The organism is Kaistella treverensis (assembly GCF_900114045.1).
GTDB lineage: Bacteria > Bacteroidota > Bacteroidia > Flavobacteriales > Weeksellaceae > Kaistella > Kaistella treverensis.
Genome location: NZ_FORQ01000005.1, coordinates 68,339 through 79,388, shown reverse-complemented (window position 1 = coordinate 79,388; position 11,050 = coordinate 68,339). Strand labels below are relative to the sequence as shown.

The 11,050-nt window shown below is 40.0% G+C and carries 11 protein-coding genes and 1 rRNA gene; 5 read left to right on the top strand and 7 right to left on the bottom strand.

Annotation, left to right across the window (positions count from 1 at the left end; genetic code table 11):
* Positions 1-91 (top strand): 5S ribosomal RNA (gene rrf / locus BMZ55_RS11135); the annotation flags it as partial.
* Between the two features lie 359 nt (positions 92-450).
* The gene (locus BMZ55_RS11360; RefSeq protein WP_317041318.1) at positions 451-666 is read left to right on the top strand and encodes a DUF6582 domain-containing protein; all 216 of its coding nucleotides are present in this window, start codon (positions 451-453) and stop codon (positions 664-666) included.
* Positions 667-763: 97 nt separating this feature from the next.
* Here BMZ55_RS11360 and hutH read toward each other — a convergent pair whose 3' ends face one another.
* Positions 764-2,254 carry a histidine ammonia-lyase gene (gene hutH / locus BMZ55_RS11125; protein WP_089820423.1) on the bottom strand — a complete coding sequence of 497 codons (1,491 nt, stop codon included), beginning with the start codon at positions 2,252-2,254 and terminating at the stop codon, positions 764-766.
* 165 nt (positions 2,255-2,419) lie between these two features.
* On the opposite strand from hutH, the gene uvrC reads away from it, so the two are divergent.
* The gene (gene uvrC / locus BMZ55_RS11120; protein ID WP_089820422.1) at positions 2,420-4,216 is read left to right on the top strand and encodes an excinuclease ABC subunit UvrC; all 1,797 of its coding nucleotides are present in this window, start codon (positions 2,420-2,422) and stop codon (positions 4,214-4,216) included.
* Here uvrC and BMZ55_RS11115 read toward each other — a convergent pair.
* The 4 genes from BMZ55_RS11115 to BMZ55_RS11100 form a co-directional block, all read right to left on the bottom strand.
* On the bottom strand, positions 4,200-4,577 hold the full coding sequence (locus BMZ55_RS11115) for a hypothetical protein (protein ID WP_089820421.1): 378 nt from the start codon (positions 4,575-4,577) through the stop codon (positions 4,200-4,202). The two genes, uvrC and BMZ55_RS11115, sit on opposite strands and share 17 nt — an antisense overlap.
* A 124-nt stretch (positions 4,578-4,701) precedes the next feature.
* Positions 4,702-4,989: a hypothetical protein gene (locus BMZ55_RS11110; protein ID WP_089820420.1), complete on the bottom strand. Its 288-nt coding sequence runs from the start codon at positions 4,987-4,989 to the stop codon at positions 4,702-4,704.
* 25 nt (positions 4,990-5,014) lie between these two features.
* On the bottom strand, positions 5,015-6,097 hold the full coding sequence (locus BMZ55_RS11105; protein WP_089820419.1) for a putative type IX sorting system protein PorV2: 1,083 nt from the start codon (positions 6,095-6,097) through the stop codon (positions 5,015-5,017).
* The gene (locus BMZ55_RS11100) at positions 6,094-6,990 is read right to left on the bottom strand and encodes a DMT family transporter (protein WP_039346367.1); all 897 of its coding nucleotides are present in this window, start codon (positions 6,988-6,990) and stop codon (positions 6,094-6,096) included. The genes BMZ55_RS11105 and BMZ55_RS11100 overlap by 4 nt, the downstream gene beginning before the upstream one ends.
* A 318-nt stretch (positions 6,991-7,308) precedes the next feature.
* Between BMZ55_RS11100 and BMZ55_RS11095 the strand changes: the two genes are divergently transcribed.
* The gene (locus BMZ55_RS11095; RefSeq protein WP_089820418.1) at positions 7,309-8,937 is read left to right on the top strand and encodes an acyl-CoA carboxylase subunit beta; all 1,629 of its coding nucleotides are present in this window, start codon (positions 7,309-7,311) and stop codon (positions 8,935-8,937) included.
* A gap of 21 nt (positions 8,938-8,958) precedes the next feature.
* Positions 8,959-9,567 carry a hypothetical protein gene (locus tag BMZ55_RS11090; RefSeq protein ID WP_089820417.1) on the top strand — a complete coding sequence of 203 codons (609 nt, stop codon included), beginning with the start codon at positions 8,959-8,961 and terminating at the stop codon, positions 9,565-9,567.
* A gap of 48 nt (positions 9,568-9,615) precedes the next feature.
* Here the strand turns inward: BMZ55_RS11090 and ygiD are convergent, their stop codons facing one another.
* Together ygiD and BMZ55_RS11080 are read right to left on the bottom strand one after the other, a co-directional pair.
* Complete coding sequence (gene ygiD / locus BMZ55_RS11085) at positions 9,616-10,443, bottom strand: 4,5-DOPA-extradiol-dioxygenase (protein WP_089820416.1); 828 nt, start codon at positions 10,441-10,443, stop codon at positions 9,616-9,618.
* An 83-nt stretch (positions 10,444-10,526) separates the two neighbouring features.
* A complete protein-coding gene (locus tag BMZ55_RS11080) occupies positions 10,527-11,036 on the bottom strand; it encodes a YceI family protein (RefSeq protein WP_089820426.1) in 510 nt (169 codons plus the stop codon).
* Positions 11,037-11,050 lie beyond the last annotated feature (14 nt).

The window sequence follows — 11,050 nt, the reverse complement described above, 5'->3', positions numbered from 1 at the left end:
AGGGGCTCACCTGTTCCCATTCCGAACACAGAAGTTAAGCCCTCTAGCGCCGATGGTACTGCGAAAGCGGGAGAGTAGGTCGCCGCCAGTTTTTTTAAACCTCATACATTTTTGTATGAGGTTTTTTTGTGGCTATATGTCGGATGCTAGAAGTTAGATGCTGGAAGTTAAATGTTAAAGATTAGAACCAAGATCCAAGAATCAAGTATTCCGGTTTTTAATAATACCTAAAAACAGAATGCAAATTATTTTCGCTGACAAAAATTTGCGCCCATTTAAGCAGTTTTTTCAATCTGTAAAACAGGAAAAAAATGCCGTTCTAGCACGGATTTTTTGGGATGAAATAAAATAATTGTAATTCAGGTTGGTTTAAATTTTGCTGCTTTGGGATTATGGAAACAACCTGGAAACCACACGAAGAGCACGGCAAACTTTCAATTGCCGAGAAAAATGATCTGCCGGAAAGTGTTTTTGGCCTTTCCCAAACAGAAAAAAGAACCGATGACCGACGCTTCGCACGTACGAAATGCCATGGCGCGTTTTGATCAGGTGAAAGATGTATCAGATGCCGACCGAGACCTGGCATTTGCCAATATTAAAAAAGCGGCCAAGCACTTCGACATCGAGATGAATGAAAAAAGCTGGAAAGAGTTTGGAAAAAGATAATTCTGTTTCAGTCCTGGAAAATTTAAAACCTGCAAACTTTCTTTATTAAAGCAAATTCGCAGGTTTTTTTATTATACCAATACTTATTATCCTTATTTTATTCTACAACAAATCTGCGCTCGCGAATCATTTCTGCAATAGCAAGAATATCTTCACCAATTAAACGGTCATTTTCCAACTTTTCAACTTTTGACCGTATAACAGAATATGCTTTTTCAACATATTCACCGCATTTCGCTGGACGTCGGAATTCTAAGCCCTGAGCACCAAAAAGAAGTTCCACTGCCAAAATATTTTCTAAATTGCCCAAAACCTGGTTGAATTTCCGGCCGGAAATACTTCCCATCGATACATGATCTTCCTGTCCTAAACTAGTCGGAATGGAATCTGCGGATGCTGGAAAACACAGGGTTTTGTTTTCAGTTACAAGTGCCGCGGAAGTATATTGCGGAATCATAAATCCGGAATTTAAACCTGAACTTGCAGTTAACAGACGTGGTAAACCATATTTTCCTTCCAGCAAAAGATAACTTCTGCGGTCTGAAATATTTCCGAGCTCTGCGGCAGCTAAAGTCGCGTAATCTAGTGGTAAAGCCAAAAGCTGTCCATGGAAATTACCGCCGGAAATGCTTTCATCGGCGCTTAAAACAATCGGATTATCGGTGACGGAATTTAGTTCCGTTTCAGCCAAATTTTTCAAATGTTCAAAAGCAATTCTACTCGCACCGTGAACCTGCGGCACACAGCGCATTGAATACGGATCCTGCACACGGTCGCAATATTCATGGCTTTTTAAATTCTCGGAGTTTTCGAGAAATTTCACCATTCTGGCGGCAACTTTTTTGCTGCCGGCAAAAGGGCGGATTTCGTGCAATTCTTTTTTAAACGGACTTGCGGAACCTCGATATGCTTCCAGACTTAAAGCAGCGGTTAAATCTGCTAAATTGAGTAAATATTCAAATTTAAATAAGCCTAAAATGGCGTGCGCCAAAATAAACTGTGTACCATTAATTAAGCCCAGACCTTCTTTCGGGCCAAGCACCAAAGCTTCGAGATTATTTTCCTTTAAAACTGACGCGGCGTTGCGAATTTCTTCACCTTGCCAAACTTTTCCTAAACCTAAAAGCGGCAAAACCAAATGCGCCAAAGGTGCTAAATCACCGGAAGCGCCCACAGAGCCTTGCTCCGGAACTACGGGAATAATGTCTTTTTCCAACATTAAAATCAAGCGTTCGATAACAGTGAGCGAAACTCCGGAAAATCCCTTCGATAAGGCGTGAATTTTTGCAATCATCATCACGCGAGATAAATCTTTTGCAATGGGTTTTCCAACGCCAACAGCGTGCGAAATAATTAAATTATGCTGCAATAGCGCGGTTTCTTCTTCTGAAATTTTAACATCGCAAAGCGGGCCAAAACCGGTGTTAATGCCATACACGGTGCGGTCCGATTCTACAATTTCGCGCACATTTTGCTCCGATTTCAAAATTTTTTGTTTTGCTTCGTCGTTTAAACTTGCATTTTTTGGGTTTTCTAAAATAGCAATTATATCTTCGATGGTCAGTTCATCGATACCGTAAGTTTTCATTTTTAGATTTTGCTTAAAATTACTGTTTTTTAAGAACCTGTCAAAAGGCAAATTGCTTTTAAAACCTGATTTATATTTTTTTACCGGCTGTTTGAGCCATTTTTTTAATTTTCATTTCTTTAAAATCCCGTCGCGTGCTAAAATCCAAATCCCTAATTTTGTATTATGAATTCGGATTTAGAACTTCAACTTAAAACTTTACCGTCAGATCCGGGCGTTTACCGCTATTATGACAAATTTAATCAGCTTTTGTATGTTGGAAAGGCTAAGAATTTAAAAAAACGGGTTTTATCGTATTTCAATAAAAACCAGGCAGGTTACCGCACCCGAATCATGGTGAGCAAAATCGTGCGTCTGGAAACAACCGTCGTAAACAGCGAGTACGACGCCCTTCTGCTTGAAAATAATCTGATAAAAGAACATCAGCCGTTTTACAACGTAATGCTGAAAGATGACAAAACCTACCCGTGGATTTGCATTAAAAATGAAGATTTTCCGCGTGTTTTTTTAACGCGGACTAAAATAAAAGATGGTTCGGAATATTACGGTCCGTACGCAAAAGTGCGTCCTGCGAAGTTTTTGCTGGACACTATCAAACACATTTATAAAATCCGGACCTGTAATCTGAATTTAGCGCCGGAAAAAATTGCTGAAGGAAAATACCGAGTTTGTCTGGAATATCACATTAAAAATTGTGAAGGTCCGTGCGAAATGCTTGAAATGAAGGAAAGCTACGACCGGAAAATTGAGGCAATACGTGGAATTATTAAAGGTGATTTCCGTATTGCAAAAGAATATCTGGTGAATCAAATGATGGCATTTGCGCAAAATCTGGAATTTGAAAATGCGCAGATGGTAAAAGAACGTATGGATTTACTTGATAATTACCAGGTGAAACATACGGTGGTTAATCCGAGCATTAATGATGTTGACGTTTTTGGGATGACGAGCGATGAAACCGCGGCGTACATTAATTATTTCAAAATTCAGAATGGGAATATCATCCAGAGTTTTACGACTGAAATTAAAAAAGTTCTCGAAGAATCAGATGAAGATTTGCTTGAAGAAGCTATGATTGAAATCCGGCAGAAATTCGATTCTGATTCGAAAGAAATCCTGATTCCGTTTCATCTGACACTTGAAATTCCGAATGTAAAATTGATCGTTCCGAAAGTTGGCGACAAAAAAAGAATCGTGGAACTTTCGGAAAAAAACGCCAAAGAATATCGGATAGAAAAGCTGAAACAAGTTCAGATTCTGGATCCCGAGAGACACACGAATCGCATAATGGCGGAAATGCAGAAGCTTCTGCGTATGCCTACAGAACCGCGACACATCGAAGGTTTTGATAACTCGAATATTCAGGGAACGAATCCCGTTTCCGCGTGTGTGGTTTTTAAAGACGGAAAACCAAGCAAAGCAGATTACCGCATTTTTCACCCGAAAACCGTCGTCGGTCCTGATGATTTCAAAACGATGGAAGAAGTGATTTACCGGCGCTACAAAAGACTTTTGGATGAAGCGGAACCTTTGCCACAGCTTATTTTAATTGATGGTGGAAAAGGCCAGTTATCTTCAGCGGTGAAAAGTTTGAAGCTACTTGGCTTGTACGGAAAAATTACCATTATTGGTATTGCGAAGCGGTTGGAAGAAATTTATTTTCCGGAAGATTCCATCCCGTTGTACCTCGATAAAAAGTCGGAAACGCTGAAAATTTTACAGCGGGTTCGCGATGAATCGCACCGTTTTGGTGTAAAACACCACCGTACGCGCCGGAAAAATTCAACCATAAAATCGGAGCTGGAAGAGATTCCAGGTGTTGGCCCGCGCGGGATTGAAATGCTGCTTCTGAAACTGAAATCGGTGAAAAGAGTGAAAGAATCCAGTTTAGAAACTCTGGAAGAAATTTTGGGAAAATCGAAAGGCAAAATGGTTTGGGAATATTTTAATACACCACTTTAGCAGTCTCTTTAAATACTTCTTTCCTGTAGCTTCCATCAGCATTTGGTAATTCAATAATTATTGCGCCGTCTTCTATATATCCTAAAGTTTGGGTGCCATCCTGAAGCTGCACTCTGTACACGTCTTTTTTAGTGGAAGCTTTAAAAATCGCATACGGAGTCGAATTTTTCGGGTTGACCAAAATAAACTGATTGTCTGAAATATAAATCCGGTTAAGATTTAATGTACCGTTACTGAAAATTTGTGCTTTGCTTTCACTCTTTGTGCCGCTGTTTTGGCTTTGGCTTGATTTGCCAAGTTCTGGTCCGCGCGCCGCCGTTTGTTTTGGAAGTTCAGTACGAGTGGTAACCGCCAGTTGCATGGGATTTGAAGCGGGAAGTGTTTTCGTAGCGGTATTTAAAGCATCTATAAATCCGGGTTGAAATTCTTTGATGTTTGTTTTTGCTTCATATGAAGCGACGGTTTTTCCGCTGCAGTCCTTGAAATTAATCTGGAGTTTGTTTTTTCAGGAAAGTACTGGCGCCCACAAGTTCAGCTTTCAAAACTCCGCAGGGATTATTTTTCGGAGCTTCCGGCCAGGAATCATTATTTTCACTGATAACAACATATTTCTTCCCGGTAAGATTAGAACTCAAAAGCGTTGCCAGACCGTATTTGTTGGCTTCAAAATCGCCGGTTTTTTCCGCAATATAAACGAAGCTATAATCTGAAATATTCTGACTGTAAGCTGCAGTAAATAAAAGGAAAAATGTAAATTTCAGAAATCTTTTCATGACGGTAATTTAAGTAAAGATAAATTTAATTCCTGAAATCACCCATATCGAGCTTTAAGGAAAAAAAGTTCGAGTAGAAGTTCGAACCGCCAATTCCGGAGTTTGTAATTGCGTAATCTAATGTTAAACCTTGATATTTAATGCCAATTCCGGCGCTTGGTTGAAATGAAATTTTGCGTTTCAGGTTTTCGATATCGGTAATATTTTGAAAACGGTTCACGCCAACGCGTACGAAAATCATATCCTGAAACATAAGTTCCGCGCCGGCATACGGCGTAATGCTCGCAAATTCGGTGGAAATTACGGCCGCGGTTTTGGCAAAATCTACGATCAATCCGGCTTCCGGTAACAATTCCAGATCACGGTTGAGTTCAAAATTCCGGCTGAGTCCCAAATTCAATTTCGGCATCGTGAGTTCCATTTTGTCTTTCGGTGCGGGATTAAATTCTTCACCATTCACCACGGCAGAAAGTTCATCCTGATTCACCGTCCAAAAATTAACGGTTGTAGTGGCATCTTTTAGCACGGCTCCGTAATTCCAACCTGAATCCGCGTGGTAAATGGCGCCGAGATCAAAACCAAAACCGAAACCGTTCGCGAATTTTCCGACATTTCTGTACACGAGTTTCGCATTGGCACCGACATCAAGCCGGTGATTTCCGCCCGGATGAAATGCGTAAGAAATTAAAGCCGCGTAATCAGATTGAGAAAAACTTGTGATTTTATCATAATCAATATTTCCTTCCGGGTCGATTAACTGTGTTGTATTTAAAATATTATCGATGCCGAGGCGCACCACAGAAACCGCGAAAACACCACCGTTATGGTCCAAAGGTTTTGCAAAAGCCAGGTAATCGTACTTCGCAATCGATTCAAAATATTCCGCGTGCATCGCTGCGCCTTGCCAGTCTCGTTCTATAGCGATAAGTCCGGCCGGATTCCACATTGGGGAGTAAACATCATTTTGACTCGAAATTACCGCCCCGCCCATTGCAAGACCGCGTGCGCCAGCGCCAATGCTTAAAAATTCATTTGAATATTTCCGCACAATTTGTGCTTCGGAGAAAAATCCGAAAAGCAAAAAGGTAGCGAAAACGAGTTTTTTCATGAATTTTCAAGATTTTTTGCGGCGGTAGCTTTTCTGGCTTTTAAAACACCGTTGATTACAATTGCAGAAATCATCACGAGCGAAGCTACGTAAAAAATAGGGCTCATTTGCTCGGATTCACCAAAGATAAAAAAAGCCAGGATAATCCCGTAAACAGGCTCCAGATTTACCGTAAGAATTAAGGTAAACGGCGAAATGTATTTCATTAAATTCACTGATTCCAACATCGGAAAAGCGGTGAAAAAGCTGGCTAAAATCAGAACTAAACCGAGGTCGCGCATGCTGATGTCGTGCAGCTGAAAGAGTTGTCCGGTGAAGAGATAGAGCACAGAAAGTATGGCGCAACCCGAAAAAATTTCATAAAAAATAATATTTCCAGACGTGGTTTTCCCAAAAATTCGGCCGTTAAACACCGAAAAAACGGTTCCGAACAGGGCGGTTAAAATTCCGAAAAATATGCCTTCTTTATACTGAAATTCGGTTTTAAAAATTAGACCCATACATATTAAAATGACGATGCCCATAACGACCTCCGAAATATCGATTTTCCGTTTAAAAACAATGGGTTCCAGCACCGACGCAAACAATGTTGAAAGCGAAAGACAGCTTAACGCAATGGAAACGTTGGAAACTTTAATGGAATAAAAAAAGCACAGCCAGTGAAACGCCATAAAACCACCAATTATTCCTAACTGCAGAAATAATTTCTTGGAGATTTTCAGGCTCTCTTTTTTAAAAAACCTGATGAAAATAAAAAGGAAAATTGCCGCAAAAAACATCCGGTAAAAAACCAAAATGCTCGCATCAGCATGAATCAGTTTGCCTAAAATTGCGGTAAAGCCCCACAAAAAAACAATAAGATGCAAACGGAAAAGGGCAGATTTTTTTACCACAATAATTTATTTTTATACCTTCTGCAAAGCTACAAATCCATTTAGACAATTTTCGGAAAAAATGTCATTATAGCGGCAAAAAAACCCTAAAAGTCTCTACAACTTTTAGGGTCCTTCAAATAATAAACTATTAAAAAAATAAAACTAGGAATTGAAAAATTTCTACTTTACCTGTAAACGGTAAAAATATGCCGATATTTTGGGTAAAAATGTTAAAAAAGTACTAAAGTTTTGTTATTTTAAATTGCTGGCTGTTCATCGCCTTTTACAGCATTATATAATTAAAAATGTTACCTTTAAACCAAATTTTTCCACCATATGAATTTAGAATTTAACAAAAGAGAAGACAAGAATAAACTAAAATTAGGCGAAATAAACAGCTTATTAAGCGAAATAAAAAAAGGCGGTGGCGAAAAGAGATTGCAGAAACAGCGCGATGAAGGAAAACTCACCGCGCGCGAACGTATAGATTATCTTTTGGATAAAAATTCGGATTCCATTGAAATCGGTGCTTTTGCTGGCTTCGGAATGTACGAAGAACAAGGTGGTTGTCCAAGCGGCGGCGTTGTTGTAGTGATGGGTTACGTTTCCGGAAAACAATGTTTGGTGGTTGCCAATGACGCTTCGGTAAAAGCGGGTGCCTGGTTTCCGATTACGGCGAAGAAAAATTTGCGCGCGCAGGAAATTTCGATGGAAAACCGGCTTCCAATTATTTACCTCGTCGATTCAGCAGGTGTTTTCTTACCGATGCAGGACGAAATTTTCCCTGATAAAGAACATTTCGGTCGAATTTTCCGGAATAATGCCAAAATGAGTTCCATGGGAATTGTGCAGATTTCTGCCGTCATGGGAAGTTGCGTTGCAGGCGGCGCATACCTTCCGATTATGAGCGACGAAGCCATGATTGTTGATAGAACAGGCTCTATATTTTTAGCTGGAAGTTATTTGGTAAAAGCGGCGATTGGTGAAAACATCGATAACGAAACTCTGGGTGGCGCAACGACGCATTGCGAAATTTCGGGCGTTACCGATTTTAAGGCAAAAGACGATAAAGATGCGCTGGACCGCATTAAAAATATTATGAAATCCATCGGAAGTTACGACAAAGCAGGTTTCGACCGCATTGAAAGCTTTCCGCCAAAAGAAAATATCGAAAATATTTTCGGACATATGCCGGCATCCAGAGCCGACCAATACGATACTTTTGATATTATTAAATGCTTGGTTGACAACTCGGAATATGAAGAATATAAAGCGGATTATGGCAAAACCATTATCTGTGCAACGGCAAGAATTGACGGCTGGAGCGTAGGAATTGTGGCGAACCAAAGAAAACTGGTAAAAAGCGGAAAAGGTGAAATGCAGTTTGGTGGCGTAATATATTCGGATTCTGCAGACAAGGCGACGCGTTTTATCGCGAACTGTAACCAAAGAAAAATTCCGTTGATTTTCCTACAGGATGTAACCGGATTTATGGTCGGTTCAAAATCTGAACATGGTGGAATTATTAAAGACGGCGCAAAAATGGTGAATGCCGTGGCAAATTCTGTAGTGCCAAAATTCACCGTTATAACCGGGAATTCTTACGGTGCCGGAAACTACGCGATGTGCGGAAAAGCCTACGATCCGCGCTTAATTGTGGCGTGGCCGTGGAGTGAACTTGCGGTAATGGGCGGCAGCCAGGCTGCGAAAGTTTTAGCGCAAATCCAGGAATCTACCCTAAAAAAACAGGGAAAAGAAATCACCGAGGAAGAACATCAGGAAATTTTGGACACCATTTCGAAAAGATATAAAAAACAAACCGAGCCAACGTACGCAGCAGCGCGGCTTTGGACCGATGCAATCATTAATCCCGTAGATACGCGCACCTGGATTTCGATGGGAATTGAAGCTGCGGATCATGCACCGATTACAGAGAAATTCAATTTAGGTGTTATTCAGGTTTAAGAAAATTTAAAACACAATATCATGAAAAAAATTCTGTTCTTTTTTACAATTCTGAGTTATACGGCGGTTTTTTCACAGTGTTATATTGAAGGAAAATCCGTGATTAACGTTGGTGAATCGCAGGTTTACACCGTTAAAAACAATACCGCAAAATGCGATGACTGTCATACCTGGTCGAGTTTAGACAACATTATTTCGCTTGATGGTAATTTAAAACAAAGTAAACTGCAGGTGAAAGGGATTTCCGGCGGAAGCACGCTTCTAGCAATGGAAATGGATTCGGACAAAGGTCTTTTAAAATGTTATAAAACCATAAGAGTGATTAGTGCTTTACCGAAAAAACTAAGTGCGGTTGCTGAAGAATGCGATTTCGATATTAACGGTTTTAAAGAAATGAAAGCAAACGACAGCACGGTTTCTTATGCTCCGGACAATCTGGTGGAAAACTTAAAATATACATGGATTGCAGAATACGAAAACGGCGAGCAAAAATCGACCAATGAACCGAAAGCGAATTTCAATTTTACCAAAGAAAATGGCATTAAAGCTTTAAAATTAAATGTGAAATCTGCGCATTGCGTTCGCGACTTCACCAAAATTTACGACGCTAATTACTGGGATTTTTACTGATTTTAAGGCGAAAAAAGATTCAGCATTATGTTGAATCTTTTTTTTGAATTAACCAATTCTTACGCTCGTCATGCTTAAACTGCCGCCGATAAGTTCATCGTTGAAAAGCGAGAGGTCATCGGTTTTTTCCTTTAAAGCTAAAGAGTAAAGTAGCGGCAGATAATGGTCTGGGCTAGGCACCGCGGTTTGAAGTGCAATTCCTTGTTTTTGATAATTGATGAGATTCTGAAAATTTCCGTCTAAAAGCCAGTTATTTGTCATTTCTCGTGCTTCAATCGCCCAATCCCAACCGGCGCCACCGGTATTGATATTTTTCCAGTCTACCATACGGAGGTTGTGAACGATGTTTCCGCTACCGATTATTAAAATTCCTTTTTCACGTAATTTTTGCAGTCTTTTCGCTAAATCAAAATGGTATTGCGCCGGTTTTGTATAATCGATGCTGAGCTGAATTACCGGAATTTCGGCATTCGGATAAAGATGTTTGATGACGCTCCACGCGCCGTGATCCAATCCCCAGCTGTGATCTTCCTCCACGATTTCCGGTAAAAGAAGTTCGGTTGTTTCTCTCGCGAGTTCCGGGCTGCCGGGCGCGGGATAATCAACTTCAAAAAGTTCCTTCGGAAAGCCGTAAAAATCATGGATTGTTTTTGGATCCTGCATCGCGGTGACAAATGTTCCGTTCGTAAACCAATGTGCAGAAACGCATAAAATGGCGTTCGGACGCGGAATTTCTTTGGAGATATTCCGGAAACCCTGCACGAACTGGTTTTCTTCAATCGCGTTCATCGGTGAACCGTGGCCGAGAAAAAGTACCGGCATTTTTTCGGTATTTTTATAAAGCTGAGAAATATTTTCGAGATCGTTTAAATTCATCTTGGTGTTTTTTAAGAAATGAAAAAAGTTCACCTAAGCCTTTCAACTCTGGTGAACCTTAAAAAAATAAACTATGAAATTTTTTATGCTTTTACGAACTGAAGTTCACCTGCAATTTTAACTTCATCAGAAACCATTACACCACCTGTTTCCAATGCGGTATTCCAGTTTAATCCGAAATCTTTTCTGTTGATTTTACCTTCAAAAGAGAATCCAGCTTTTGTCTGTCCCCACGGGTCCACATTAGTTCCACCGAAATCTACGTCCAGGTTAATTGGTTTTGTAACGCCGTTCATGGTGAGATTACCGGTGATATCATCGTTTAAAGAATCTGTTTCGAAAGTAATAACCGGATTGGCTTCAGCATTAAAGAAATCTGCAGATTTCAGGTGCGTGTCGCGATCAGTATTGTTGGTGCTGATGGAAGCGGTATCAATTTTCGCTGTTACTTTAGCATTTTTGAAAGTGTCGTCTTCGCTTTCCATTTCAACATTAAAGTCTTTAAATTCGCCTTTAACATTAGAAATCATCATGTGTCTTACTTTAAAAGTGATTTCACTGTGTGTAGGGTCTACATTCCATTTTGTTGACATAATATTTTGTTTAT

Coding starts and splice junctions, on each gene's coding strand:
- BMZ55_RS11095 (WP_089820418.1), top strand. CDS start 7,309: ATGAATTTAGAATTTAACAAAAGAGAAGACAAGAATAAACTAAAATTA.
- BMZ55_RS11360 (WP_317041318.1), top strand. CDS start 451: ATGATCTGCCGGAAAGTGTTTTTGGCCTTTCCCAAACAGAAAAAAGAA.
- uvrC (WP_089820422.1), top strand. CDS start 2,420: ATGAATTCGGATTTAGAACTTCAACTTAAAACTTTACCGTCAGATCCG.
- hutH (WP_089820423.1), bottom strand. CDS start 2,254: ATGAAAACTTACGGTATCGATGAACTGACCATCGAAGATATAATTGCT.
- BMZ55_RS11090 (WP_089820417.1), top strand. CDS start 8,959: ATGAAAAAAATTCTGTTCTTTTTTACAATTCTGAGTTATACGGCGGTT.
- BMZ55_RS11080 (WP_089820426.1), bottom strand. CDS start 11,036: ATGTCAACAAAATGGAATGTAGACCCTACACACAGTGAAATCACTTTT.
- BMZ55_RS11110 (WP_089820420.1), bottom strand. CDS start 4,989: ATGAAAAGATTTCTGAAATTTACATTTTTCCTTTTATTTACTGCAGCT.
- BMZ55_RS11115 (WP_089820421.1), bottom strand. CDS start 4,577: ATGCAACTGGCGGTTACCACTCGTACTGAACTTCCAAAACAAACGGCG.
- ygiD (WP_089820416.1), bottom strand. CDS start 10,443: ATGAATTTAAACGATCTCGAAAATATTTCTCAGCTTTATAAAAATACC.
- BMZ55_RS11105 (WP_089820419.1), bottom strand. CDS start 6,097: ATGAAAAAACTCGTTTTCGCTACCTTTTTGCTTTTCGGATTTTTCTCC.